The organism is Mesorhizobium sp. M1227 (genome assembly GCF_040318315.1).
In the GTDB taxonomy this organism is placed as follows: domain Bacteria; phylum Pseudomonadota; class Alphaproteobacteria; order Rhizobiales; family Rhizobiaceae; genus Mesorhizobium.
Genome location: NZ_JAMYLZ010000001.1, coordinates 562,492 through 588,506, shown reverse-complemented (window position 1 = coordinate 588,506; position 26,015 = coordinate 562,492). Strand labels below are relative to the sequence as shown.

Genomic DNA, 26,015 nt, shown 5'->3' with positions numbered 1-26,015 from the left:
CAGACGTAGCGCGGCGGCGCGCAATCGCCAAGCAGAATCAGAACAAAAGGTGATCGATTCGCGCTACGGCCGGCGAAACCCGGTCGGTCCGCCATAGAGATAGCCGATACGGGCGACCGCCTCCCTCAGTCCTTCACGCGACACCAGCATGGTGTGGCCGTTGGCGTGGATCATGGTCTCCGGATCTGTCATGATCGCGACGTGGCCTTTCCAGAAGACCAGGTCGCCGCGCCGCAACCCGGCAAAATCCGGCCCGGGTTCGAGCGGCTCGCCGACGGTCGCCGCCTGCATGTCGGTGTCGCGCAGCACTTGCCTGCCAGCCATGTGCATTGCAAGTTGCACGAGACCGGAACAATCGATGCCGAAGCCGGAGACGCCGCCCCACAGATAGGGCGTGCCGAGAAACGCCTCGGCGACCGCGACGTAGTCGGGATGAACCTCGGCGACCGGCCTGAGATGACCCGAGATGACCGCCTGGCCGGACGGCAGCAGAGCATAATGCGTGCCGCGCGTTTCCGCTGAGCCCGTCACCGCCACCAATGACCCCATCGAGAGCTCCCCGCTCACCGGGAACCGCAAATCCGGTCCCGGATAGAGGAAAGTGCGCGGCACCGAGACAACATGGGTGGGCGCATGCTCCCGACCGCCCAGCACGGTGTCGGCGACATAGCCGACATAGCCGTCGCGCTCGGCCTGTATCCAGGCCCAGCCCTCAACGTCCTCGAAGACGAGGACGTCTTCGCCGAACAGAAGCTGGGTATCGACGCCGGCGTCCGGGCTCGGCGCCTTGCGGATGTCGGCGACGGAGGCTGATATGCGAGCCGGCCGGCCGGCGACGAAACGGTCGGCGGCGACCTCGCCTCGCAGCCTGGCGTCGGCGAGATCGGAGCGGAAGGCATGGAGGCGGGCATCCCTGGCGGTCAAATCGGCAACTCGTTCAAATTGGCAACTCTTGGGCTCTGGCAATGATAACATCGCCAAAGCGCTCGACAAAGAGCGCGCCTTCGACTGTGCGCCTGACCAGCACGTTGCGCTTGTCGAGCTCGTCGCGGTGGCGCGACACCAGTTTCAGCGCCCCCATCGTATCGAGCGCACGGGTGATCACCGGCTTGGTGACGTTGAGGCGGGCGGCTAACCCCCGCACCGTGTGCGGCGGCGGATCGAGATAGATGGTGAACAGGATCGCCGTCTGGCGCATGGTGAGATCGGGCGCGTCGTCGCGCACCTCCGACAGCACCACCTGTTGCCATAGTCGCAACGCTTGGCTTGGACGCATGATAATCGACATCCGTCCAGCATGACGGAAAATTGTTTCGGTTCCGTTTCAGTCAAAACCTTCGTCGGCTATGTCCTAGAATCAGCCGTAGCGGTTCGAAATGACCTGCTCCAGCGCCCGGATGCCTTGCGCTTCGCCACCGGCAAGGCCGTGCGGGCGGTCGAACGGGTTCCAGGCGAAGATGTCGACATGCGCCCAGCCGGCGGTCTTTTCCACGAAGCGCTTCAGGAAAAGCGCCGCCGTGATCGAGCCGGCGAAACCGTCCGGCGTGACGTTGTTGACGTCGGCCACCTTCGACGCCAGCTTGGCGTCATAGGGCTTCCACAACGGCATCCGCCATAGCGGATCCTCGACCGCAACGGAGGCGTCCGCCAGCTCGGATGCAAGCGTCTCGTCACCGGTATAGAACGGCGGCAAGTCGGGACCGAGCGCAACACGGGCAGCGCCTGTCAGCGTTGCCATATCGACCAGCATCTGCGGCTCTTCGTCATCGGCCAAGGCCAGGGCATCGGCGAGCACCAACCGTCCTTCGGCGTCGGTGTTGCCGATTTCGACGGTAATGCCCTTGCGGCTCACCAGCACGTCGCCTGGCCGGAAGGCGTTGCCGGCTATCGAATTCTCGACAGCCGGGATGAGCACGCGCAGCCGAACCTTCAACCCGGTGGCCATGATCATGGAAGCGAGACCCAGCACGTTGGCAGCGCCACCCATGTCCTTCTTCATCAAAAGCATGCCCGAGGACGGCTTGATGTCGAGACCGCCTGTATCGAAGCAGACGCCCTTGCCGACCAGCGTTATCTTGGGGGCATTGCTCGGCCCCCAAATCATGTCGATCAGGCGTGGCGCGTCGGCAGAAGCCCGACCGACGGCGTGGATCATCGGAAAGTTGGCGGTAAGAAGATCGTCGCCTTTGGTCACCGATATTTCGGCCTTGTGCGTCGCGGCCAAGGTCCGGGCGGCCTTCTCCAACTGCCCGGGGCCCATATCGCTGGTCGGTGTGTTAACCAGATCGCGCGCGAGGAAAATGCCATCGGCGAGGCGGCGGATGCGGGCGGCGTCGGTGCCTGCCGGCAGCGCGAGGCGAAGCGTCTTGCCTGGCTTCTTGCCGTAGCGGGTGAAGACATAGCCGCCGAGCGCCACGGCGAGTGCCGTAAGCTCCGGCTTGGCCGGTGCGGACGCAAAATGCCACTCGCCTGCGGGCAAGGCTCTCGCTAGTGCGCCGATGGCCAGTGCGCCCTCGCCATCGCCGGTGCCGAACAGGGCTCCGGCAATCGCGCCGTTGTCGCCAGGCATGATCAGCGTCCTGCCGGCCTCGCCGGAAAAGCCGTTGGCCTTGGCCCAGGCGACCGAGGATGGCGCAAGGCCCGCCGCCGCCAGAGCATCCTTCGCCACCAGATGGACCGGCAGCGCATTGCTCAATTCTTTCTCGACGAGTTCGACAGGCATTCGCTGGCCTCCGGCTTCCGAGTCGGCGTTTCTTAACTCTCCGTTAGGGTTAACAGAATATTTCTGCGGGAGGAAAGATGACCTCGCAAATGGTCACGCGCATGAACGGAGCCCTGGTGCCGATGCCGACCAACCGCAGGATGAACGCCAGCGCAAATAGGCTGATCACCACGGCGTTGATGATGGTGCTTGCTGCAGGCGTCGCCGGCTGCGGAACCAGCAAATTGACGACTGGCTCGATTTCTCGTCCAAGCGGCAAGCCGCTGGAAACAATGTCGGCGGGCGAACTGCACAACGCTACGATGGCGCTCGGCCAGTCCTATTCGAAAAACCCCAGCGACAAGCGGATCGCGACAAATTATGCCGCGGCGCTGCAGATGGACGGCGACGCAGACCAATCGCTTGCGGTGATGCGCAAGCTGGCGATCGCCTTGCCGAAGGATCGCGACGTGCTCGCCGCCTATGGCAAGGCGCTTGCCGCCAACGGACAGTTCGAGCCGGCACTCGATGCCGTGCGCCGCGCCCAGACGCCCGAATATCCTGACTGGAAACTGGTATCGGCGGAAGCTGCTATTCTCGACCAGCTCGGCCAGAAGGACGAGGCTCGCCAAGGCTATCGCAAGGCGCTTGACCTCAGGCCGAACGAACCGTCGATCCTTTCCAATCTCGGCATTTCGTACGTGCTGGAAGGTGATTTGCGCACAGCCGAAACCTATATGCGCTCAGCCGCCCAGCAGCCGAATGCAGACAGCCGCGTCCGCCAGAACCTTGCGCTGGTCGTCGGTCTGCAAGGCCGTTTCGACGAGGCAGAGAAGATCGCCTCGCAAGAGCTGTCGCCGGATCAGGCGCAGGCTAACGTCGCTTACCTTCGCCAGATGCTGGCGCAGCAGAATGCCTGGAGCCAGCTCAAGGACCAGGACAAGGCAAAGCCCGCCACCAACTGACCGCTTCGAGCGCCGAACCGGCGCGCGAATTCCGCAACATATCTAACGCAAAGAGCCGCGCTGCACCGGCAGCGTGGCTCTGGATCGTATCAGCGTTTCTGGCAACGCCGCTGGCGCTACTCGCTGCTTGATTTCGGCTGGTCGCCAAAGATGCCGCGCTGGCTCACCTGGATGCCGGCGGGACCCAAAATGATGGCGAACAGCACCGGCAGGAAGAACAGGATCATCGGCACGGTGAGCTTCGGCGGCAGCGCGGCCGCCTTCTTCTCGGCGGCATTCATGCGCATGTCGCGGCTCTCACTGGCAAGCACCCGCAATGCATGCGCCACGGGCGTGCCGTAGCGCTCGGCCTGAACCAACGCCTGGGACACCGACCTGACGGATTCCAGGCCAGTTCGGCTTGCAAGGTTCTCGTAGGCCTGCTTGCGCTCCTGCAGATAGGAAAGCTCGGCGTTTGTCAGGATGAATTCTTCCGCCAATGCCACCGATTGCGCGCCGATCTCATCGGCGACCTTGCGAAGCGCCGCTTCCACCGACATGCCGGACTCGACGCATATCAGCAACAGGTCGAGCGCGTCCGGCCACGCCATCTGAATCGATTGCTTGCGCTTGGTAGCGCGGTTGTTGACGTAGAGCACCGGCGCGTAGAATCCCGCATAGGCTACCACGATGCACACGAACAGCTTCACGAAAAGCGGCTGCTCGGGCAATCCGCCGAGCACGAACAGATACATTGCCGCCAATGCAAAGCCGATGAAGGGCAGGACGAGACGGAAGAAAAGGAAGCGCGTCAGCGGATTTTGCCCGCGAAAACCCGCCACTTTCAATTTCTGCAAGGTACCTTCATCCGCCAGCGCACGCCTGAGATCCAGGCGATCGACAATATTGCGCATGCCGACCGACTGTTCTTCGCGCAGGCCCTTGCGGCGGCGGTCGGCTTCGACTGCCAGCCGCGCGCGCTGCTTGGCGCGCAGCTCATCGCGCTCCAGCGCTACGGATTTCATGCGCGCCTTGAGCTGGTTCCCGCCAAAAGCGGGCAGCAGCGTGAAGACGGTCGCAAACACCGCGATGCCGACCAGCAGTGCGATCAGCAGGGACGGGTCGGTGAGAGTTCTGATGACGTGATCGGTCATACGCGAGTCCTAGACTTCGAAATTCATCATCTTGCGCATTACCAGGACGCCCATCGACATCCAGATGCCGGAACAACCGAGGATCAGATGGCCTGTGCTGGTGATGAAGAGGGGCATGATGTAGTTCGGGCTCGTCAAATAGACGAGAAAGGCGACGACGAAAGGCAACGCGCCGATGATCACGGCGGACGCCTTGGCTTCCATGGACAATGCCTGGACCTTGGCTTTCATTTTCTTGCGGTCGCGAAGCACGCGCGAAAGATTGCCCAGCGCTTCGGAAAGATTGCCGCCGGCCTGAGACTGGATCTGGATGACGATGCCGAAGAAGCTCGCCTCGGTGCACGGCATCGTTTCTGGCATGCGCATGGCCGCGTCGGGGATCGACAAACCCATTTGCTGCGAATCGACTATGCGGCGGAACTCGGTCTTGACCGGCTCGGGGGATTCGTTGGCGATCAGGCGCACGGCGTCGTTCAGCGGCAGGCCGGATTTTACCGCACGCACGATGATATCGAGCGCGTTCGGAAATTCGTTGAGGAACGCCTTGACGCGGTGCGCGCGGCGAAACGAGACGAACCAGCGGGGCAGACCCAAGACGCCGACCAGCAGCGCAGCCGGCAAGACCAGCAACGGTGCGCCGATGAAATAGACAAGAGCCGTCAAGACGACGCCGCAGACCGCCGAGTAGACATAGAAGCGCTCAAGCGAGATCTTCATGCCGGCCTGGCGGATTTGGATCTTCAGCGGTGGTTTCTTGACCAGGCTCTGATTGGACTTTTGCTTTTGATCGAGATCCTTCAGCGAATCCTGGACGGACTTGCGACGCTTGGCCGCTTCCGCCACGCGATCGCGCGACGCCTTGACGACGGAACGATCCGTCTCGGCGGTCTTGATCGATTCAAGCCGCTTGCCAACCTGCTTCTCGGTGCTGATCCGGTTGAACAGGAAAGCATAGGCCACAGCGCCGGCGCTGAAGCCGGCGAGCACGACGAATGCCAATACGGTGCCGTCAATTCCGAACATCGACCCTGGCCCCCACGCTTCCAGACGGATCAATCAGCGCGTTTCTCCATCGCCTCGAGCGCGACCGCGAGGCGCTGCTCCTCACCGTAGTAGCGGGCGCGCTCCCAGAAATGCGGACGGCCGATGCCAGTCGACACGTGCTCGCCCAGCAGCCTGCCGCTCGCGTCCTCGCCCTTGATGTTATAGAGAACGATGTCCTGGGTGATGATGACGTCGCCTTCCATGCCGATTACCTCGGTGATGTGGGTGATACGCCGCGATCCGTCGCGCAGGCGTGCAGCCTGTATGATCACGTCGACGGAGCCGACGACGATCTCGCGCACGGTTTTTTGCGGCAGCGTGTAGCCGCCCATGGCGATCATCGACTCTATGCGGTTGAGGCATTCGCGCGGGCTGTTCGAGTGGATCGTTCCCATCGAGCCGTCATGGCCGGTGTTCATCGCCTGCAGCAGATCGAACACTTCGGGTCCGCGCACTTCGCCGACGATAATACGTTCGGGGCGCATGCGCAGACAGTTCTTGACCAGATCGCGCATGGTCACTTCGCCCTCGCCTTCGAGGTTGGGCGGACGGGTTTCGAGACGCACCACATGCGGCTGCTGCAATTGCAACTCAGCTGAGTCCTCGCAGGTGATGACGCGTTCTTCGCGGTCGATATAGTTGGTCAGGCAATTGAGCAGCGTCGTCTTGCCTGAGCCGGTACCGCCCGAGATGACAATGTTGCAGCGGACACGCCCGATGATCTTGAGAATCTCGGCCCCTTGCGGAGAAATCGAGCCGAACTTGACCAGCTGGTCGAGCGTCAGCTTGTCCTTCTTGAACTTGCGGATGGTAAGTGCGGTGCCGTCGATAGCCAGGGGCGGTGCGATGACGTTGACACGGGAGCCATCAGGAAGACGCGCATCGCAGATCGGGCTTGATTCATCGACGCGGCGGCCAACCTGGCTGACGATACGCTGGCAGATGTTGAGGAGCTGCTGGTTGTCGCGGAAACGGATGCCGGTCTGCTCGACCTTGCCGTTGACTTCGATGTAGACGTTCTTGGAGCCATTAACCATGATGTCGGCAATATCGTCGCGGGCAAGCAGTGGCTCCAGCGGCCCGTAGCCCAAAACGTCGTTGCAGATATCCTCGAGAAGCTCTTCCTGCTCGGCGATGGACATCGCGAAATTCTTGATCGCGATGATGTCGTTGACAATGTCGCGGATTTCCTCGCGCGCGCTTTCGGGATCGAGTTTGGCGAGCTGCGACAGATCTATCGTATCGATGAGTGCGGCGAAGACCTGGCTTTTGGTGTCGTAGTAGGTTTCGCTCTTTTGGCGCTGGATACTTTTCGGCTCCGGCGCCAATGGCGGCGGCTCGACCGCACGGCGAACCGCCGGCGCGGCAGGCGCGCCGGATGGCGGCAGCGCCGCCGGCCTGGCAGCTACAGCCACTTCCACAGGGTTCGCGGCCGCCGGCGCGGCAGGCGCGGGTGCTGGCTGACGGAATTCCGGAATGGTCCGGTTGCCGTCGTCGCTGCCTCTTTTACCAAACATGATCGCTTACCAATTCCACCGCTGAGGCATCACTTCTTGTTGCGCGAAAGCTTGCCGATCAGACTGCCGAGGCCAGCCTTCTTCTTCACCTTGATTTCGCTGCGCCCTGTCAGCACATGGGCGATCTCGTTGATCGTGGCGACAACCGGACTCTTGGCATCCATCTCACCGAGCATACGTCCGTTGTTGGCAGCATTTCCGAACAAAAGCGGCTCGAACGGGATGACCGACATCGGCGAAAGGCCGAGCGATTCGGAGAAGTCGGACGGCGTAATCTCAGGACGTTTCGGCACACCGGCCTGGTTGATCACAAGCTTTGGCGCTGGGTCGTTCGGACGAAGCCGCTTCAGCATGTCGACCAGGTTCTTCGTGTTGCGCAGATTGGCAAGTTCGGGCGTCGCCGTGATGACGATCTCGTCGGCCTTGACCAGCGTGTTCTTGGTCCAGCCGGCCCACACGTGGGGAACATCGAGCACGAGGAGCGGCGCGCTACGCTGGGCTATGTCGATAAGCTGGGTGAAGGCGTCGGGATCGAAATCGTACACCCGCTCCAGGGTCGAAGGGGCCGCAAGCAGCGACAGGTGCTCGGCGCATTGGGCGAGCAGCCGGTCGAGATAGACCTCATCGACGCGTTCCGGCGAGAAGACTGCCTCGGCAATGCCTTGCGCCGGATCCTGGTCGAAATTGATATTGGCCGTTCCGAAGGCGAGGTCGAGATCGGCGACAACCACTTCGGATTTGAAAAGGGACGACATGGCCCAGGCCACATTATGGGCTATGGTCGAGGAGCCGACGCCGCCTTTGGCGCCGATGAAGGCAATCGAGCGGCCGATCGGCTCAGCTTCCGGATCAACGAAGATCGAAGACACCACGCTGACTATGTCGGCCATCGATACGGGCGCGATGACATACTCGGAAATGCCCGAACGGATGAGTTCGCGATACAGGCCGACATCGTTGTAGTGGCCGACAACCACCACCTTGGAGGTCGGGTCGCAATGCTCGGAGAGCTGGGCGAGTTGTTCCAGCAACAGCTTCGGCTCGCTGCGCGATTCAAGCAGGATCAGGTTCGGCGTCGGCGCCGACTGATAGAATTCGATAGCGGTGGGGATGCCCCCCATATGCACCTTCAAATGGGCCTTGGCCATGCGGCGATCCTCGCCGGCGCGCTCGACCGGATTGGCTACGCCTTCGGTCTCGCAAAATGCCTGGATCGAAATGCGCGGGATCGGCCGCAACGCCTGCATCGCGGCAATATCCTGCTCCGAGGTTTCGCCGCCCGGTACCTCTGTGTCATAGGCAAGATTGCTCATTGTCATCACTTTCCGTGACTTGCGCGGCTTAGGGTTTGTTGAGCCTCAACACTCGTTAATATTCGACTTCCGAATTGCCGAGGAATTCGTCCGAAATACCTCTGTCACGATAGACGTCGATCACCGCGCCGCGATTTTCCGCGTCGATCGGCGTCGGCTTGCGTGGCCCGATCAGATCGGACGGATTGGCCATCTGGGCAGCCAGGTTGTTCTGATACGAACAGCCGAAATCGGCATAGTGCTTGTTTTCCGAAGTCTGCAGCAGGTCTTCGGGCCAGCGCCCGCATTTATCCGTCTGAGCCTTCACCGAGACGTAGGCAACACGAACCGGTGCAGACGCTTCGGCCGAAACAGACTGATAGGACCGCATGTCGATCCGCTTCCGGCTGATGCCGCTGGCTATGGCCAGCCTGGCGAAATCGCGGCCGGCCGCGGCCGCTGCGATTTCGTTGGCTGAGCCGCTCGGAATCTCGATCGTCAGCACCGGAGCCGCGCTCCTGTCGTATCCGTCCAGGAAGCCCAGGAGCGTGTCACGTTGGGATCTGGTCATGCCACGGTCGCCGGCGCCGACCGGAAGGTCGATCTTCTGTACCTTCTCGGCTATGACGATCGGATGGGTGGTGCGATAATCGTCCGGTATGGCACCCACCGTGACGCTGTCGCGATTGGCGCAGCCGGCCAGCAATGCCGCCATCGCGATCGCCATAATGGGAACGGCCGGCCGCCAGATTCGCGAATGGACTGACCGCGTCGCGGTGATCGCCCGTGCCTTCGATGTTGCCTTAGACATGACCGCTTCCCCGCTTACTTGTAGATAAAGCCGACAACGCCGTGGTAACGGCCGTTGGGCTTGTCGGTCTGCATGGTGCCGTAGACACGGTTGACGCGGCCAAGGAAAATGCCGGCGCCATCGCTGGCGGCGTTGAAATTGTCATCCGGCTTGGCAAGATCGTTGCGCGCCACCGGCTTCACCAGATAGGGCGTAATGATGATGACGAGCTCGGTCTCGTTGCGAACGAAATCCCTGCTGCGGAACAGCGCGCCAAGCACTGGAATCTTTGTCAGACCGGGCAAGCCGTTGACAGCTTGCCTGAGATCATCGCGGACAAGGCCGGCAATCATCATCGAGCCGCCCGAAGGCAGTTCCACTGTTGTGTCGGCCAAGCGCTTGCGGAGCGACAGGGCATTCATGCCCGGGCTCGTTACGCCTTCGGACAAAGACACAGATCCCTCCGTTGTCGGCTCGGAAACCGAGGTTCTGACTTTCAGGCTGATACGGCCGGGAGACAGCACCACAGGCTGGAATTCCAGGCCAATGCCGTATTCGATCTTCTCGACCGAATACGTCTTCAGACCGGTCTGGTTATCGTTTGATACGGCTTGGGAAACGCTGGTCACCATGTTGTATTCGCCGCCAACCTTGAAGGTCGCCTTCTCGCCGGATACGGCCGTCAATGTTGGTTCGGCGAGGGTTTTCATGACACCGGACTGTTCCATGGCATTGATGTAGGCCTGCAGCGTCGAGCTCCCGATAGAGAGGCCGGAGTTCGACAGCGACTTGCCCAAACCAGTGAAATTGTCGCTTACCGCGCCCCAGCTGATGCCGTTGCTGCTGCCGTTGCCCACCATGTTGACGCCGAGCTGCTTCATCACCGAGCGGCTGACTTCCGCGACCGTCACCTTCAGCGTCACCTGGTCGTCGCCGATGATCTGCAGCAGGTTGACGATCTTGCTGACGCGGCGCTCGGCATCCGGGTTATCGATCGCGACGCCGGCTTCAGCCGAACCGCCGGCAGCGGTCTGCGAATATTGACCCGTGGTTGCCTCGCCGCCGGACACGAAAATAGTTGCCAGATCGGCCGCGCGCTTGGCGTCCAGAGGAGTGTCCACGGTTCCGGTCAGAACGACGTTGTCGTTCAGCAACTCGACCTTGACCTCCGATGACGGGATGAAGCGCTTGATATAATCCTCCAGCCCGGCGACGTCACGTTCGACCGCTAGGTCAAGGCTGACGATCTGCTCGCCATTCGGGCCAAAGACGAAGATATTTGTCTCGCCGACCGCCTTTCCAAACAGATAGATGCGCCTGGCGGTGCGGGTCACCGCGTCGGCTACAGCGGGGTTGGCGACGAGAATGTCGTAGGCATCGCTCGGGAGGTCGATGACCACCGACTTGTTCAGTCCGAGCTTAACCCGCTGGGTGGCGGTCGAAGCCGTCACCCTGGCATTGCCTGCCGCACTGGCATCGACAATGCCATATGCATTCGTTCCAAGGAGAAACAGGCCGATCGCCGCAGCCAGGATGAGCGGCAGTTTGGTTTTTAGCCTCATTTCCTTGCCCCCACTTCGGAAACTTCGCCCGACTTGATCAACCGCACTGTTCCGCGCCGGCCATTGCCGGAAACCAGGTAATCGGCTTCGCCCACATTCTTGTCCTGGCTGTCCTTGATCGAGCGCAGCGCCAATGTCAGGCGATCCGCCATCTGCTGTGCGACGGTGATGATCTCGGACTGCTGCGGCGTCAGTTCCAGGGTGGCGGTCTGGCCAACCCTGGTCTTCTTACCTTCCTCGTCCTCCTGAATGGTCTGGTCGATCGCCAGGACGCGAATGTTCTTCAGGATAGTTTCGGTAGTGAAGCCCGGACCACCGCCATTGGCGGGATCGGCTCGGCGGGTCATGATGACGTCGACGAAATCGTTGGGAAGAATAAAGCCACCGGCCGAGGTGTCGGCCGAGATGCTTGTGGCAACGGCCCGCATGCCGGAGGGCAGGATCGACGACATGAAGCTTTGCCCTTCACCGATCAGCTTCGAGCGCCGCAGCGGCTCGCCGGCGTAGAGCGCCACGCGAGCGACGGCGCCCTTCAGCTTGTCCAGCGCTTCAGGCTCGGCGGCGCGGGTGATGAAATTTGCGTTGATGCCTGCGGACGGCCATGACTCCCAGGAAATGTTGTTTTCAAGCGGACTGCCCATCGGAACGTCGCCGGAAAGAACAAGCACATCCTGCAGCGCGATCGCCGGCGCCTGAGGACCGGAATCGACAACCGGAGGCGGCGGAGCCACGACCATGTTCTTCGCTACATAGCCTGCACCACCGGCCGCGGCTATCGCCACGCTCAGAATAATCAATCGGGATGCTGGCATCTGTCCGAACCTCGCCTTGGCAAACCACGTAGCCAAGCGGGACTTTGCAGCGGCAATCGTCAAAACAAGGTTAATGTTATACTTACGATCGTGATTAATTTAACGTTTATATAAATTGGACCGACAAGCCCGGCCCGAAGGAAAACGTGGCCAACTCGCCTGCTCGGCGCCAACCGCGTAAAGTGAAATTCAGCCCGCCAGCCTGGTAAGTCCCCAGGCCATCAATGGCGAGTCGGAATAGGTGAGCAGACCGCCAATGCCAAGCGCGATGCCGTACGGAACGCCGGTCGCCTCATCGGCGAAATGGCGCAGGAACGGATTATGGCTTGTGACGGCGGCAAGCGGCGATTTTCGATAGGCGAGGATGGCTAGCGTCAGCAGGCCGCCGATGAATGTCGAGGCGACGAGGTATTCGATGAGATGGATGTTCAGTCCCATCCACATGGCAGTGGCAGCCAGAAGCTTGGCGTCGCCGCCGCCCATGCCGCCCAGCGCGAACAGGCCGAACGTCACCGCGAGAACCAGGCCGGCGGCGGCGAAATGCCAGCCATAGGTGGCCCAGTCCATACCGGTCAAAGGCGCAACCAAGGCGAAGACGACCACAAGCAACACCGGCACGCGATTGGCGATCGTCATCGAAAGCATGTCGGAGATCGCGGCAAAAAGCATGCAGAACGGAAATACGACGAAGATCACGGCTTCAAGCATCGGCGCGCCTATGACCCAATTGCATCTGGCCCCCAACCCAATCCTATTCGACTAACGACTGATGAGGCCTAAATTTCAATTCATACCAGGACTAAATAAGGGCCGCCAGTGCGGCGGCCCTTATTTCAGAACAACCGAACCCGTTACGGTCAGCTACCGTTCACCTTGGTGGAGATGGCGGTGAACTTGGCGTTCAGCGAGTTGCCGAGCTGGCCGGCGCCGACCATGATGGCGAGTGCGATAAGAGCGGCGATCAGACCGTATTCGATAGCGGTCGCGCCGGATTCGTCCTTCACAAAACGTGCGATGAGGTTAGACATTCGAGCTCCTACTCCAATTGTTACAGCACTTCCGTCAACTTCTCTTGGTGGCTGATCGGATACTGCGAATCTAAGGAGAAGCTGTTTCAATCGGCTTAATAAACAGGCTTACCGATTCCTTTCCCGCTTCGACGACATTGCGTGGTTAACCCAGAACTAAAATACCCGCCGCCAGGGCCCCGGCCGACAAAAGGCGCAACAGGCGCAATTCGGCAAAGACGTTTCAGCCGTGCCGCTAGGCCCAATGCCGGTTCCGGCTTGATCCTGAATTCCAGCCGCTTAACGGTTGGTTCACCAATCTCGTTCATGTTCCGTTGAACAGTTTGCCAGGGGGCGCCTCAATGGCCGGGCCGAGATCATCATTTCCAGTTGCCGTGCTTTTTGCCGCAGCGGCTTTCGCCTTTCCAGCCAAGGCCGGCGCCGGCATCGAGGTGACGATGAACCAGGCAAAGATCATCAAATTGTCGCGCGCCGCCGATACGATTGTCGTCGGCAATCCGGCGATCGCCGACGCCTCCGTGCAGGACGCATCGACGATCGTACTGACCGGCAAGGGATTTGGCGTCACCAATCTCGTCGTCCTCGACCAGGAGGGCAATCCGATCGTCGATGAGCAAATAACCGTCGTCCGCCAGGCAGCGTCGTCGGTGCGCATCTATCGGCGTTCCGAAGTACAGACCATGTCCTGCGCGCCATATTGCGAAAGCTCGTATAAGAGCGATGCCGAGAAGGCCTCTGAAGCCGAAATGAGCGCCGTGCATTAGCTAGCCGACGTCTCCGTCTTTGGCGGGAACGTGCTTCGGTTATCGCCGGGTTAAGGCCTTCCCGTTGAATTTAACGGTCATTCCAACCGGACTTCAATCGGTTCCGACTAAGGGTGGACCGATACAGAAGCGGCATCGGCGGGCAGCGGACATGAGCAAGGCAGGACGAGCAGGCTCTCCAAGACGGTTTTTGGGCGACCGCCGCGGAAGCACGGCGATCGAATTCGCCATGCTTGCAATTCCTTTCGCGCTTCTTGTCTTCGCCATCCTGGAGAGCTGCATTTCTTTTGCCGCACAGGAAGTGATGGCAAACGCAACCGACGACATCGCGCGCCAGCTGCGTACCGGCCAATTAAGACCGACCGATGTGTCCGGCACCAAGCTGCGGGATATGATCTGCACCAAATTGGAGATCATGGTCGCCAAGACCTGTCCCGGATTGCTGGTGGACTTGCGCGAATATCCGACCTTCGCCGATGCGGCGCTGGCCGGTTTCAAGATCCAGGATGGCGACGTCGTGCTGACCAAAGGCACGAGCACACAGACCTTCACCGTCGCACCTGGCCTGGCGGAGTCGAGAAACATGCTGCGTGTTTTTTACAAATGGCCGGTGATGACCGACTTCATGGCCAAATCGATGGCCAACCTGAAGGACGGCAAAACGCTGCATTTTGCTTCGATCACTTGGCAGAACGAGCCGTTCGACAACTGAACCACGTAGTCGCTTGAAAAGGGCAAAGCCATGATTCGTGCGGGGGCACAGCTGGGCATCGCAGGGATTTGTACAAGAGCAGTCCGGCTTTGCTCGGACCGCCGCGGTATTGCGGCTGTCGAGTTTGCCCTCATCGTGCCTGTCCTGTTGATCATGTACTTTATGACAATGGAGGCCTCGCAAGCCATCGAGACCAGCAAGAAGGTCAGCCGCATCGGCAGCATGGTAGCGGACCTCGTCACGCAGCAGCAGACCGTCAAGGCGGCCGATGTCGATGCCATCATGGCGATCGGCAGTTCCACGCTCCAGCCCTACAACCGCTCGAAACCGAAGATCATTATCACGGCGATACAGGTGACCAACGAGACGACGCCGAAAGTCCTGGTCGTGTGGTCGCGCAAACTGGTCGATGGCGTCTCTAGCGTCGACGCTGTCAAGGATTCCACCACAACGGTCCCGAGCGCGCTCAAGATCAAAGGCACGTTCCTCATCCGGGTCGAAAGCGATCTCGCCTACAAGCCAATCATTACCTGGTCGGCGGACGGCCAAAGCCGGTTCGGGTTGAGCTCGGTCTTCAATTCGATATCGATGGCGGAAACATATTATCTGCGGCCGCGCAGGAGCCCGACCATTCCGTGCAGCGATTGCTGACGCCTGAAGCCCGCTAACCGGTCTGTTGCTATTGCTTGCGACCGCGGGCCGAGACTAGACGCACGATGGCTGCAGCCAGCACATAGTCCCTCGGACCGGCAACGGTTCGGCGACGATACCGATACAGAACGTTCCGATAACATCGCGCCAATCGGCTCGCGCCAGGTTTGTGCAAGACGCATCCAGCAGCAAAGCCAGTACGGTGGCGAATGCTGTCAGGGCAAGCCTCATGCGAGCTCCGCGCCGCGCATTTCCATCCGCAGATCGACCATGCTGCGATTCGTCTCTCCGGGACCAGCACGCCAAGCCGTGCTGTTTGGGTTTCCGAATTGCCAATGGCGGCGCGGAACCCTATGTCTGAGCCAACACACAGGCAATGATGAACCTTTCGATGGCACGCGCCTTCCTTTTTGTCCTCGACTCCTTCGGCATCGGCGGCGCGGCCGATGCCGAACGTTATGGCGACACCGGCTCCAATACGTTCGCACACATCGCGCGGGCCTGCGCAGAAGGCCGCGCCGATCGCGAAGGCCTGCGTGCCGGACCCCTTCTTGTACCAAACATGCTCGCGCTCGGTCTCGGCCAGGCCGCGGCAACGGCAACGGGTTTCAGGTTTGAGAATGCCGGCAGTGCACCGCTTGCCGCCGCCTTTCACGGCGCGGCCCAAGAGGTTTCGAGCGGCAAGGACACGCCATCGGGCCATTGGGAAATAGCCGGCCTGCCGGTCCGTTTCGACTGGGGTTACTTCCCAGACAAGATTCCCGCCTTTCCGGCCGAGTTGACCGAAGCAATGGTGCGTGAAGGGAAGGTGCCTGGCATCCTCGGCAATTGCCATGCTCCGGGCACCGAGATTATCGAACGGTTCGGCGAAGACCATATCCGCACCGGCAAGCCGATCTGCTACACCTCGATCGACTCCGTCCTGCAGATCGCCGCGCATGAGGTTCATTTCGGCCTGGAACGGCTTTACGAGTTCTGCAAAGTGGTGCGCAGGCTCGTCGATCCGCTGAATATCGGCCGCGTCATCGCGCGGCCGTTTATCGGTGAAACCGCCGCCACGTTCGAGCGAACGCATAATCGTCGCGACTATGCCGTACCGCCACCGGAACCGACGCTGCTCGACCGGCTGACGGCGCGCGGCAGCCGGGTTATCGCGATCGGCAAGATCGGCGACATTTTCGCCCATCGGGGGATCTCGGAAGTCCGCAAGGCTGCCGGCAACATGGCGATGTTCGACAAAACGCTTGGTGCCATGGAAGACGCCCGCGACGGCGACCTCGTCTTCGCAAACTTTGTCGACTTCGACACCGAGTTCGGGCATCGGCGCGACGTTGCGGGATATGCCGCCGCACTCGAAGCTTTCGACCGGCGCCTGCCCGAGGCATTCGCACGGCTGAAGCCAGGCGATCTGCTCATCTTGACCGCCGATCACGGCAATGATCCGACGTGGCGCGGCACCGACCACACGCGCGAGCGTATTCCGATTATCGGGACACGGCCGGGTTTCAAAGGCGCAGACATCGGACTGAGGACAACATTTGCCGACATCGGCGAAACCGTGGCCGAACATCTCGGGCTGGCGCGCGGCCGTCACGGCACCTCCTTCCATGCCACGATAGGTGGCCATGCCTGAGTTGCCGGAGGTAGAGACAGTCAGGCGCGGTCTGCAGCCGGCCCTTGAAGGTGCCCGCATTGTCGGTGTCGAGGCACGCCGGCCGGATTTGCGGTTTCCGTTCCCCGAGAGATTTTCGGAGCGGCTGACCGGCAAGACGATTGCGGCGCTCGGCCGCCGTGCCAAATATCTGACAATGCACATGGACAACGGCCCGGTTCTGATCTGCCATCTCGGCATGTCGGGTTCGTTTCGCATCGAAACGGCCGACGAGAGCGCAACGCCTAGCGTGTTCCACCACGAACGTTCGAAAAACACTGCTCACGATCACGTCGTCTTCGACATCGCATCCCCTGCCGGCGTCCGCTCTCGCGTGATCTTCAACGACCCGCGCCGCTTCGGGTTCATGCTGTTTTCGGAAGGCGAGCCCGACATGCATCCGATGCTGGCGGGATTAGGCGTCGAGCCTACAGGCAACGCACTGGACGGCGCGCTGCTCGCTTCGTTGCTGAAAGGTCGCAAGTCACCGCTGAAAGCGGCACTTCTGGACCAGAGGCTGATTGCCGGGCTAGGCAATATCTACGTCTCGGAAGCGCTTTGGCGGGCCGGCCTGTCGCCGCTGCGCGAAGCGGGCACCCTCGCGAGAGCCGGCAAGAAAGCCAAAGAGCAGAGCGAACGCCTGGCCGAAGCAATCCGCTCGGTCGTCGCCGATGCGATCGCCGCCGGCGGCTCGTCGTTGCGCGATCATATGAAGACCGATGGATCACTGGGCTACTTCCAGCATTCCTTCGCGGTTTACGATCGCGAGGGGGAAGGCTGCTCCAAGCCTGGTTGTGGCGGCCACATCGAGCGTATCGTGCAAAGCGGTCGTTCGACCTTCCACTGCCGGGCCTGTCAGGCTTGAACCAGAACCGAGGAGGAGCAAAGTATGGGCTATGAAACCATCATCGTCGAAACCCGCGGCAAGGTCGGGCTGATTACGCTGAACCGGCCGCAGGCGCTCAACGCGCTGAATTCACAAGTGCTGGCGGAACTGGTCGCGTCGGTGAATAGCATGGCCGCCAATGCCGACATCGGCGCCATGGTCATCACTGGTTCGGAAAAGGCTTTCGCGGCAGGTGCCGATATCAAGGAAATGCAGTCCATCTCCTATGTGGATGCCTATCTGCAGGATTTCTTCGTCGGCTGGGAAGAATTTACGCGGGCACGAAAGCCGATCATCGCGGCGGTGGCGGGCTATGCGCTGGGGGGCGGCTGCGAACTGGCGATGATGTGCGACTTCATCATCGCCGCCGACACTGCCAAGTTTGGCCAACCCGAGATCACGCTGGGCGTCATGCCCGGCATGGGCGGATCGCAGCGCCTGGCCCGCTTTGTCGGCAAGTCGAAGGCGATGGATATGTGCCTGACGGGTCGAATGATGGACGCAGCCGAGGCCGAGCGTTCCGGCCTTGTCTCGCGCGTGGTGCCAGCCGGCGAGTTGATCGAGGAAGCGCTTAAGGCAGCGGCCAAGATCGCTGGTTTTTCCTTGCCGTCGGTGATGATGGCAAAGGAGGCCGTCAACCGCGCCTATGAGACGACGCTCACCGAGGGTCTGCGGTTCGAGCGCCGGCTGTTTCATTCGCTGTTTGCGCTGGATGACCAGAAGGAAGGCATGGCGGCCTTCAGCGGCAAGCGGAAGCCGAATTTCACGAACCGATGAGATGACGAAGGCGCCGGTCAAAAAGAAAGCGCTGCAGCGTTGACGCGCCGGAAAAGCTGAACTATAAGCCGCACCAACCGAGGCGGCCCTGTGGCTGCCCGTTTGTTTTTTGCGCCCTGCGGTATCCCGCAAGCGCCCACCAGATCAGAAGAGAGGCACCATGGCCAATACCTCCTCGGCCAAAAAGGCAACGCGCAAGATCGCCCGTCGCGCAGCGATCAACAAGAACCGCCGCTCCCGCGTCCGGACCTACATCCGCCAGGTCGAAGAGGCGCTCGCGGCCGGCGATAAGGCGGCCGCACAGGCTGCCTTCAAGGTGGCCGAGCCGGAATTGATGCGCGCCGCGACCAAGGGCGTGGTGCACAAGAACACGGCATCGCGTAAGGTGTCGCGGCTGGCCCAACGGGTCAAGGTGCTGTCGGCCTAATATATCTTTTCCTGAACTGCGCTTCTTCAAACCCGGCCAATCGCGCCGGGTTTTTTTCGTTTGCCGGCAAGTACTTAAAAGAAAGCCCGCAAAATGGCGCTCCGCGTGCATTTCAAAGTTCGAAATGCTTTGCCGGCGTATACATACCCGCTGATATTCGCAGCCTTCGAAACTGCCAATGCGAAAATTTCCGAGCGTCACAGATTACTGTTTTTTTTCAGAGGTTTACCGATGGTGATCCACAGCTTGTTCACATCGGCTGCGGCCGATAGGCGGCAATTGGCTGTCAAGCGAATTATTTCAGAAAATTTCGCATTTGTGTGGCCTTTTTCACATTCGCCGGAAAAGGGTTTGAATCACAATGGCTTTGTCAAAATCAACTGTTGCGGCATGGCGTTCGAAACGTGCCTTCCTAGTCAGATTCCTTAAAAATCCGTTAGGGGTGGCCTTGCCCTATCCACAGCGATTTCGGTAATGTCTGTCCATCGAAGGGACGGGCCCTTGGCCCTTGACCAGCCTGAAACCGGCCAGCTCAAATTGGCAGAGTTTACACCGCGGATTTAACTCCGCGGACGGGGTTGGTTTGTCTTTTCGATACGGTAGGGGACTGGCGTAATTGTACATGGCAGGTCGACGGTGCGCCGGCGGTTTTTCGCCGGACGGCATTTTGTTGCCCTGACATGACCAAAGCGGATCGGCTCTTCGGCGCCGGACCGACAACGAGGCGATTCATCAGCCGGCGGCGGCGATGGTGTCGCAGCGAAGACACGGTCGCCGGAAACATGGATGCAGGAGGCGCATCCCCGGCGGAAAACAGGTACAAGAGACAAGGAACTCGATCATGCAGAGCGGCGGCATCGAAAGGGAGGTTACAGGCGACCTCCCATTTCCTGGAACGTTAATCGGAAGGAACGACATGGCGGCTTCCAATGAAGCTGAACAGAAGTTCGATCGGGTCAAGGCCCAGTTGAAGGCGCGACTGGGAACCGAGGTCTATTCGAGCTGGTTCGGGCGCATGAAGGTCGCTGAATCCTCTAAGGGCATTGTCCGCATCTCAGTGCCAACCGCATTCCTGCGTTCATGGATCAACGGCCACTATCTCGATCTCATCACCGAGTTGTGGAAGCACGAGGATCCGGAGATCCTCAAGATCGAGATCGTGGTTCGCACCGCCACACGGCAGGGCCGCAACAGCGTCGAGCCAGAAGTGGCCCCGGCGCGCAAGATGACCAGGCAGACGCAAACCGCGCTCTCTGCGGGCACGGCGAGCCCCAGCAGGGTCGAACGGGTCCCGGTACCCCGCCCGGGGATGCCGGCAGAAACCGAGTTCCGGCACAATGTTCTCGGTTCGCCACTCGATCCACGCTACACTTTCACCTCCTTCATCGAAGGACCATCGAACCGAGTGGCTTTTGCCGCCGCCAAGGCGGTCGCGGAATCGCAGTCGAGCGCGGTGCGTTTCAATCCGCTCTTTCTGCACGCGACGGTCGGGCTGGGCAAAACGCACCTGTTGCAGGCGATCGCCGCAGAATCGCTGAAGCAGAATCCGAAATCGCGGGTCGTCTATCTGACGGCTGAGTATTTCATGTGGCGGTTCGCCACCGCGATCCGCGACAACAACGCACTGACGCTGAAAGAACAGCTGCGCGACATCGACCTCCTCATCATCGACGACATGCAGTTCCTGCAGGGCAAGTCGATCCAGCACGAATTCTGCCATTTAATCAACATGCTGCTCGACAGCGCCAAGCAAGTGGTGGTCGCTGCCGACCGGCCGCCGTCGGAATTGGAGTCGCTGGAGCCACGCGTCCGCTCGCGCCTCAACGGCGGCGTCGCGCTGGAAATGTCAGCCCCGGATTTCGCCATGCGTATCGGTATGCTCAAGCTCAGGCTTGCCACCGCCAAGCTCGACGATGCGTCGCTCGATATTTCCGAAGAGATCCTCAACCACGTCGCCCGCACGGTGACCGGCAGCGGACGCGAGCTCGAAGGTGCCTTCAACCAGCTTTTGTTTCGCCAATCCTTCGAACCGCAGATCACCATCGACCGCATCGACGAGATCCTTGGCCACATCTATCGTTCGGGCGAACCCAAGCGGGTGCGTATCGAGGACATCCAGCGCATCGTCGCGCGCCACTACAACGTGTCGAAGACCGAACTTCTGTCCAACCGGCGCACACGCACCATCGTCAAGCCACGGCAGGTCGCCATGTATCTGTCGAAGGTGATGACGCCGCGCTCGCTGCCGGAGATCGGGCGGCGGTTCGGCGGTCGTGACCATACGACCGTGCTGCATGCGGTGCGCAAGATCGAGGATCTTTCCGGTGCCGACAACACACTGGCGCAGGAACTCGAATTGCTGAGAAGGCTGATCAACGACCAGGCCTGACGGCCCGAAAAACGCCGGCTCGCGGACTCCGGCCTTTTTATCCCCTTTATCCCCGGAAAGCCCGTGCAGCCGGTCCGAACCGGTGGCGCGGGCTTGCGTTTGCCGGGTTTTTCCTGTCAGTTTACGCAGATTCTGAGCCTGTTCAGACCTTTCGCGGGGCGCCGCTTGCCGGAGACCCGTTCATTCATTCAAGCGAGCCTGTTTTGTCATGCGTGTTATCCTGGAACGGTCAAATCTCCTGAAGTCGCTCAACCATGTTCACCGCGTGGTCGAGCGGCGCAATACCATTCCGATCCTGTCGAACGTGCTGCTCAGCGCCGAGGGGGCCAGCCTTGAAATGAAGGCGACCGACCTCGACCTGGAGGTGACCGAAGCAACGCCGGCAAAGGTCGAACGTGGCGGGGCGACGACGGTCCCGGCACATCTGCTCTACGACATCGTGCGCAAGCTTGCCGACGGCGCGGAGGTGGCGCTGAAGACCGACGAAGACGGCAACGCCATGACGGTGACGTCGGGGCGCTCGAGCTTCCGCCTGCAATGCCTGCCGCAGTCCGACTTTCCCGAGCTTTCAGCCGGGTCGTTCTCGCATATTTTCCGGCTCGATTCCGTCGGACTAAAGGGCCTCATCGAAAAGACCCAGTTTGCCATCTCGACCGAGGAGACGCGCTATTATCTGAACGGCATTTATCTGCACACGCACGAGGCCGGCGGCAAGCTGAAGCTGCGCTCTGTCGCGACCGACGGCCACCGGCTGGCGCGCGCCGAGATCGATGCGCCGGCAGGCTCGGAGGGCATGCCTGGCGTCATAATCCCGCGAAAGACGGTCAGCGAGCTGCAAAAGCTGGTCGACGATCCCGATGTTGCAGTCACCACCGAGTTGTCCGACACCAAGATCCGTTTCACCATCGGCAGCGTTATCTTGACCTCCAAGCTGATCGACGGCACTTTCCCGGACTACCAGCGCGTCATTCCGACCGGCAACGACAAGAAGCTGATTATCGATCGCCAGAGTTTCGCCGCTGCCGTCGATCGCGTTTCGACCATTTCGTCCGAACGCGGCCGGGCGGTGAAGCTTTCGATCGCCGAAGGGCAGGTCACGCTTGCGGTCAACAACCCGGATTCGGGCAGTGCCACCGAGGAACTGGCGGCCGACTATTCGTCCGATCCGATTGAAATCGGCTTCAACGCCAAATACCTGCTCGACGTTGCCGCGCAACTGACCGGCACGGAGGCGAAGTTCATGCTGGCGGATGCCGGTTCCCCGACGCTGATCCACGACATGGCCGACGAGACCGCGCTCTACGTGCTGATGCCGATGCGGGTGTAGGGCCCGAACGGGGCCATCTTGCTGTCGTGACCAGATCTGCAAAACCGCAGCAGACGCACATAAGTAAGCTCACACTTACGAATTTCCGCAACTATGCGGCGTTGGCAATAGACCTTGATCCCGGCGCTGTCGTTTTCTCCGGCGACAATGGCGCCGGCAAGACCAATCTGCTTGAAGCGATCTCGCTGCTCACGCCGGGCCGCGGCCTGCGCCGCGCACCCTATTCCGAGGTGGCGCGCGAAGGCGGCGACGGTGGCTTTGCGCTGCATGCCCGGCTTGACGGGCCGGAAGGCCAGGTCGAGATCGGTACCGGAATATCGGGCAGCGACGGCGAAGCCGGCCGGCGGGTGCGGATCAACGGCGCGACGGCACGCTCAGCCGAAGACATGCTGGAATGGCTGCGCGTGGTCTGGCTGACACCGGCCATGGACGGCCTGTTCCCCGGGCCGGCTGCCGACCGCCGACGCTTCCTAGACCGGCTGGTGCTGGCGATCGATCCTGGCCACGGCCAGCGCGCGCTTGACTACGAAAAGGCAATGCGCGGCCGCAACAGATTGCTCGCCGACGGTTCACGCGACGGTGCCTGGTTCGATGCGATCGAGATGCAAATGGCCGAGACCGGCGTGGCGATTGCCGCGGCGCGTGCCGAACTGGTGCGCCTGCTCGCCGCCATGATCGACCGGCTGCCCGGCGACGGACCGTTTCCGCAAGCCGACATCGGCATCTCTGGCGAACTGGAAGGCGAACTCGGTATTTTGCCGGCCGTCGACGTAGAGGAACGGTTCCGTCGTGCGCTTGCCCAGGGGCGCGACCGCGACCGCACCGCCGGACGCACGCTCGACGGCCCGCACCGTTCCGACCTCGTGGTGCGCCACCGGCCCAAGGCGATGCCGGCCGAGCTCTGTTCGACCGGCGAGCAGAAGGCGCTGCTGGTCGGCATTGTCTTGTCGCATGCGCGGCTAACCGGTGAGATGTCGGGCATGACACCGATCCTGCTGCTCGACGAGATCGCCGCCCATCTCGACGGCGGTCGACGGGCGGCCTTGTTCTCGATCCTGGAGGAACTAAACTGCCAGGCCTTCATGACCGGGACCGATGCCGCGTTGTTTGACAGCCTCAAGGGACGCGCGCAATTCCTGACCGTCGATCACGGCACGGTCAGGCCGACCATTTGAACTTGGTTCATGGCGCACTTCTGAGCGGCATGCATTGATACCTGACAAGCTTTTTCCTCCGCTATATGGTCCGGCGATGATCACAGCCGCCCTCACCGATGAAGAGCTCGAACGCTACGCCCGCCACATCGTGCTGCCCGAGATCGGCGGCGCCGGCCAGCAGCGGCTGAAGCGGGCGCGGGTGCTCGTCATTGGCGCCGGCGGATTGGGAGCGCCTGTGCTCGAATATCTCGCCGCCGCAGGGATTGGCACTCTCGGTATCGTCGACGACGACATCGTTTCGCTTTCCAACCTGCAACGACAAGTGATCCACGGCACGGACATGGTCGGCATGGCAAAAACCGACAGTGCCAGAGCGGCGATCATCCGCATCAATCCAAACGTCGTCGTGGAAGAGCACAATTTCAGGCTGACCGTCGACAACGCCCCTACCCTCATTGCCCGTTATGACATCGTCGTTGACGGCTCCGACAATTTCGAGACACGCTACGCGGTGGCCGACGCCTGCGCCGCGGAAAGCCGGCCGCTCGTGCATGCCGCCGTTGGCCGCTTCGACGGCTCGGTCACCGTACTGAAGCCATTCGAAACCGGCCCGGACGGCAAGTTGAACCCAAGCTACCGCGATCTCTTTCCCGAGGCGCCGCCGCCGGGACTTGTGCCATCCTGCGCGGTGGCCGGCATTGTCGGCGCGCTGACCGGGGTCATCGGCACGCTGCAAGCCATGGAAGCGATCAAGCTGATCACCGGGATTGGCAAGCCGCTGGTCGGACGACTGCTGCTCTACGATGCGCTGGCGGCACGCTTCGACACGATCCGCTACAAGCGAACCAGCCCATGAGCCTGCCTGCCGACGTTTCCATCGTGCAGCTTGCGGCCGATTTCGACCGTTGGGACGAGGTGCTGGCGCTGGTCATGCGCGCCTTCGCCTTTATGGACGAGGTTGTTGACCCGCCGTCCTCGGCGCATCGGCTCACCGTTGAAAATCTCAGGGCTAGAGCGCTGGAGGAGACAGCATTCCTGGCACTGAAGGGAAACGAGATCGTCGGTTGCGTCTTCGTCCTGAAGCGCGCAGACGACCTCTATATTGGAAAGCTCGCGGTCGAGCCGACGCTTCAGGGACAAGGCATTGGAAAACAGCTGATGCAGGCCGTCGAAGATCTTGCCCGCAGCCGCAACAGGACCGCCATCGAGCTCCAGACCCGGGTCGAACTGACTGGAAACCACGCTGCCTTCGCCCGCCTCGGCTTTCGCGAAACCGAACGGACAGCACACAAAGGTTACGACCGGCCGACCTCAATCACCATGCGCAAGGTGCTTTTGTAAGCAAACGCTATCCAAAAGCGAGCAGGCAGCTGCCGCGACCAGAATTCGCTGCCACGATGGCCGGTCACGCCCGCAGCGGCAGCACGCGGTCGGGCGGGCGATGACCGTCGAAGAAGGCGCGGATGTTGATGATTACCTTCTCGCCCATGTCGATACGGCCTTCGAGCGTCGCCGAGCCCATATGCGGCAACAGCACGACCTTGCCTTTGTGGGCGAGTTTCAGCAGCTTGCTGTTCAGCGCCGGCTCGTGCTCGTAGACGTCGAGGCCGGCGCCGGCGATCTTGCCGTCATGGATGAGCTTGACCAGCGATTCCTCATCGATGATATCGCCGCGCGCGGTGTTGACTATGTAAGCTGACGGTTGCAGAAGCGCCAGCCGCCGCGCCGAAAGCAGGTGGAAGGTTGCCGGTGTCGATGGACAATTGACCGAGATAATGTCCATGCGGGCGAGCATCTGGTCAAGGCTTTCCCAATACGTGGCTTCCAACTCGTCCTCGATTGCCGGCAGTACGCGGTGGCGGTTGTGGTAGTGGATCGAGAGGCCAAACGCCTTGGCACGCCTGGCGACGGCGGTGCCGATGCGACCCATGCCGACAATGCCGAGCCGTTTGCCCCAAATGCGCCGGCCGAGCATCCAAGTCGGCGACCAGCCCGCCCATTTCTTATCGCCGGTCAGCACGTTGGCGCCTTCGGCCAGCCGCCGCGGTACGGCCAGCATCAGCGCCATGGTCATGTCGGCCGTATCTTCGGTCAGCACGTTCGGCGTGTTGGTCACGGTGATGCCTTTCTTGGCCGCTGCCGCAACGTCGATCTTGTCTACCCCATTGCCGAAATTGGCGATCAGCTTGAGGTTGTCGCCGGCCTGGGCAATCAGCGCCGCGTCGATATTATCGGTGACGGTCGGCACCAGCACATCGGCCTCCTTGACCGCAGCCACCAGTTCCGGCTGCGTCATCGGCCTGTCCTCCACATTCAAGCGGGCGTCGAACAACTCGCGCATGCGGGTCTCGACCGGGTCGGGCAATTTGCGCGTGATGACGACGAGGGGCTTCTTTTTGCCTGCCATTGTTTTCCTCGAACCCGATCTCG

General features: G+C 61.2%; 26 protein-coding genes and 1 pseudogene. 13 read left to right on the top strand and 14 right to left on the bottom strand.

The genetic code is table 11. The annotated features are described in order from the left end of the window. Positions 1–63: 63 nt before the first annotated feature. The 3 genes from NKH28_RS02725 to NKH28_RS02715 form a co-directional block, all read right to left on the bottom strand. Positions 64–975 (bottom strand): C40 family peptidase, encoded by a 912-nt coding sequence (locus NKH28_RS02725; protein ID WP_502904298.1) that lies wholly within the window; start codon positions 973–975, stop codon positions 64–66. Beyond that, on the bottom strand, positions 938–1,288 hold the full coding sequence (locus tag NKH28_RS02720; RefSeq protein WP_023676939.1) for a MarR family winged helix-turn-helix transcriptional regulator: 351 nt from the start codon (positions 1,286–1,288) through the stop codon (positions 938–940). Before NKH28_RS02720 ends, NKH28_RS02725 begins: the two co-directional genes overlap by 38 nt. Positions 1,289–1,357: 69 nt before the next feature. Continuing rightward, on the bottom strand, positions 1,358–2,722 hold the full coding sequence (locus NKH28_RS02715; protein WP_352541282.1) for a leucyl aminopeptidase family protein: 1,365 nt from the start codon (positions 2,720–2,722) through the stop codon (positions 1,358–1,360). Positions 2,723–2,844: 122 nt separating this feature from the next. Between NKH28_RS02715 and NKH28_RS02710 the strand changes: the two genes are divergently transcribed. Then, on the top strand, positions 2,845–3,666 hold the full coding sequence (locus tag NKH28_RS02710; protein WP_352541349.1) for a tetratricopeptide repeat protein: 822 nt from the start codon (positions 2,845–2,847) through the stop codon (positions 3,664–3,666). Between the two features lie 116 nt (positions 3,667–3,782). Here the strand turns inward: NKH28_RS02710 and NKH28_RS02705 are convergent, their stop codons facing one another. From NKH28_RS02705 to NKH28_RS02665, 9 genes are all read right to left on the bottom strand, one after another. Next, positions 3,783–4,799: a type II secretion system F family protein gene (locus NKH28_RS02705; protein WP_023676936.1), complete on the bottom strand. Its 1,017-nt coding sequence runs from the start codon at positions 4,797–4,799 to the stop codon at positions 3,783–3,785. 9 nt (positions 4,800–4,808) lie between these two features. After that, positions 4,809–5,822, bottom strand: a complete 1,014-nt coding sequence (locus NKH28_RS02700) for a type II secretion system F family protein (RefSeq protein ID WP_023676935.1) — start codon at positions 5,820–5,822, stop codon at positions 4,809–4,811. 29 nt (positions 5,823–5,851) lie between these two features. After that, positions 5,852–7,360, bottom strand: coding sequence for a TadA family conjugal transfer-associated ATPase (locus NKH28_RS02695; protein ID WP_352541281.1), 1,509 nt, complete (start codon positions 7,358–7,360; stop codon positions 5,852–5,854). Positions 7,361–7,389: 29 nt separating this feature from the next. Continuing rightward, entirely contained in the window at positions 7,390–8,673 is a 1,284-nt protein-coding gene (locus NKH28_RS02690; protein WP_352541280.1) for a CpaE/TadZ family protein, read from the bottom strand. Positions 8,674–8,728: 55 nt separating this feature from the next. Then, positions 8,729–9,463 carry a CpaD family pilus assembly protein gene (locus tag NKH28_RS02685; RefSeq protein WP_352541279.1) on the bottom strand — a complete coding sequence of 245 codons (735 nt, stop codon included), beginning with the start codon at positions 9,461–9,463 and terminating at the stop codon, positions 8,729–8,731. A gap of 14 nt (positions 9,464–9,477) precedes the next feature. After that, the gene (locus NKH28_RS02680) at positions 9,478–11,004 is read right to left on the bottom strand and encodes a type II and III secretion system protein family protein (protein ID WP_352448619.1); all 1,527 of its coding nucleotides are present in this window, start codon (positions 11,002–11,004) and stop codon (positions 9,478–9,480) included. Beyond that, positions 11,001–11,816 (bottom strand): Flp pilus assembly protein CpaB, encoded by an 816-nt coding sequence (gene cpaB / locus NKH28_RS02675; RefSeq protein ID WP_023676931.1) that lies wholly within the window; start codon positions 11,814–11,816, stop codon positions 11,001–11,003. The genes NKH28_RS02680 and cpaB overlap by 4 nt, the downstream gene beginning before the upstream one ends. Positions 11,817–12,005: 189 nt before the next feature. Next, positions 12,006–12,524 (bottom strand): A24 family peptidase, encoded by a 519-nt coding sequence (locus tag NKH28_RS02670; protein ID WP_352541278.1) that lies wholly within the window; start codon positions 12,522–12,524, stop codon positions 12,006–12,008. Between the two features lie 149 nt (positions 12,525–12,673). Next, positions 12,674–12,844 carry a Flp family type IVb pilin gene (locus NKH28_RS02665; RefSeq protein ID WP_023676929.1) on the bottom strand — a complete coding sequence of 57 codons (171 nt, stop codon included), beginning with the start codon at positions 12,842–12,844 and terminating at the stop codon, positions 12,674–12,676. Positions 12,845–13,185: 341 nt separating this feature from the next. Here NKH28_RS02665 and NKH28_RS02660 point away from each other — a divergent pair, with 341 nt between their 5' ends. From NKH28_RS02660 to NKH28_RS02650, 3 genes are all read left to right on the top strand, one after another. Continuing rightward, a complete protein-coding gene (locus NKH28_RS02660; protein WP_352541277.1) occupies positions 13,186–13,608 on the top strand; it encodes a pilus assembly protein N-terminal domain-containing protein in 423 nt (140 codons plus the stop codon). A 151-nt stretch (positions 13,609–13,759) separates the two neighbouring features. Then, the gene (locus NKH28_RS02655) at positions 13,760–14,320 is read left to right on the top strand and encodes a TadE/TadG family type IV pilus assembly protein (RefSeq protein ID WP_352541276.1); all 561 of its coding nucleotides are present in this window, start codon (positions 13,760–13,762) and stop codon (positions 14,318–14,320) included. Between the two features lie 30 nt (positions 14,321–14,350). Next, positions 14,351–14,971: a TadE/TadG family type IV pilus assembly protein gene (locus NKH28_RS02650; protein WP_023676926.1), complete on the top strand. Its 621-nt coding sequence runs from the start codon at positions 14,351–14,353 to the stop codon at positions 14,969–14,971. A 102-nt stretch (positions 14,972–15,073) separates the two neighbouring features. On the opposite strand, the pseudogene NKH28_RS34420 reads toward NKH28_RS02650, so the two are convergent. Next, positions 15,074–15,202 (bottom strand): annotated as a pseudogene (locus NKH28_RS34420) (phosphate/phosphite/phosphonate ABC transporter substrate-binding protein); the annotation flags it as partial. Positions 15,203–15,362: 160 nt separating this feature from the next. Here NKH28_RS34420 and NKH28_RS02645 point away from each other — a divergent pair. The 9 genes from NKH28_RS02645 to NKH28_RS02605 all read left to right on the top strand — a co-directional run bounded on the left by NKH28_RS02645 (position 15,363) and on the right by NKH28_RS02605 (position 24,926). After that, positions 15,363–16,604, top strand: coding sequence for a phosphopentomutase (locus NKH28_RS02645; protein ID WP_352541275.1), 1,242 nt, complete (start codon positions 15,363–15,365; stop codon positions 16,602–16,604). Then, positions 16,597–17,487: a bifunctional DNA-formamidopyrimidine glycosylase/DNA-(apurinic or apyrimidinic site) lyase gene (mutM, locus tag NKH28_RS02640; protein ID WP_352541274.1), complete on the top strand. Its 891-nt coding sequence runs from the start codon at positions 16,597–16,599 to the stop codon at positions 17,485–17,487. The genes NKH28_RS02645 and mutM overlap by 8 nt, the downstream gene beginning before the upstream one ends. 24 nt (positions 17,488–17,511) lie before the next feature. Continuing rightward, the gene (locus NKH28_RS02635) at positions 17,512–18,285 is read left to right on the top strand and encodes an enoyl-CoA hydratase (protein ID WP_352541273.1); all 774 of its coding nucleotides are present in this window, start codon (positions 17,512–17,514) and stop codon (positions 18,283–18,285) included. 160 nt (positions 18,286–18,445) lie between these two features. Continuing rightward, positions 18,446–18,712 carry a 30S ribosomal protein S20 gene (gene rpsT / locus NKH28_RS02630; protein ID WP_023676922.1) on the top strand — a complete coding sequence of 89 codons (267 nt, stop codon included), beginning with the start codon at positions 18,446–18,448 and terminating at the stop codon, positions 18,710–18,712. A gap of 916 nt (positions 18,713–19,628) precedes the next feature. Then, positions 19,629–21,101, top strand: a complete 1,473-nt coding sequence (gene dnaA, locus NKH28_RS02625; protein ID WP_023676921.1) for a chromosomal replication initiator protein DnaA — start codon at positions 19,629–19,631, stop codon at positions 21,099–21,101. 208 nt (positions 21,102–21,309) lie between these two features. Continuing rightward, positions 21,310–22,428: a DNA polymerase III subunit beta gene (gene dnaN / locus NKH28_RS02620; protein ID WP_023676920.1), complete on the top strand. Its 1,119-nt coding sequence runs from the start codon at positions 21,310–21,312 to the stop codon at positions 22,426–22,428. Positions 22,429–22,454: 26 nt separating this feature from the next. Then, complete coding sequence (gene recF, locus NKH28_RS02615) at positions 22,455–23,603, top strand: DNA replication/repair protein RecF (RefSeq protein WP_352455124.1); 1,149 nt, start codon at positions 22,455–22,457, stop codon at positions 23,601–23,603. 76 nt (positions 23,604–23,679) lie between these two features. Beyond that, the gene (locus tag NKH28_RS02610; protein WP_352541272.1) at positions 23,680–24,441 is read left to right on the top strand and encodes a molybdopterin-synthase adenylyltransferase MoeB; all 762 of its coding nucleotides are present in this window, start codon (positions 23,680–23,682) and stop codon (positions 24,439–24,441) included. Continuing rightward, positions 24,438–24,926 carry a GNAT family N-acetyltransferase gene (locus NKH28_RS02605; RefSeq protein ID WP_352977697.1) on the top strand — a complete coding sequence of 163 codons (489 nt, stop codon included), beginning with the start codon at positions 24,438–24,440 and terminating at the stop codon, positions 24,924–24,926. The genes NKH28_RS02610 and NKH28_RS02605 overlap by 4 nt, the downstream gene beginning before the upstream one ends. Before the next feature lie 64 nt (positions 24,927–24,990). On the opposite strand, the gene NKH28_RS02600 is transcribed toward NKH28_RS02605, so the two are convergent. Further along, positions 24,991–25,992, bottom strand: coding sequence for a 2-hydroxyacid dehydrogenase (locus NKH28_RS02600; RefSeq protein ID WP_352470076.1), 1,002 nt, complete (start codon positions 25,990–25,992; stop codon positions 24,991–24,993). Between the last annotated feature and the right edge of the window lie 23 nt (positions 25,993–26,015).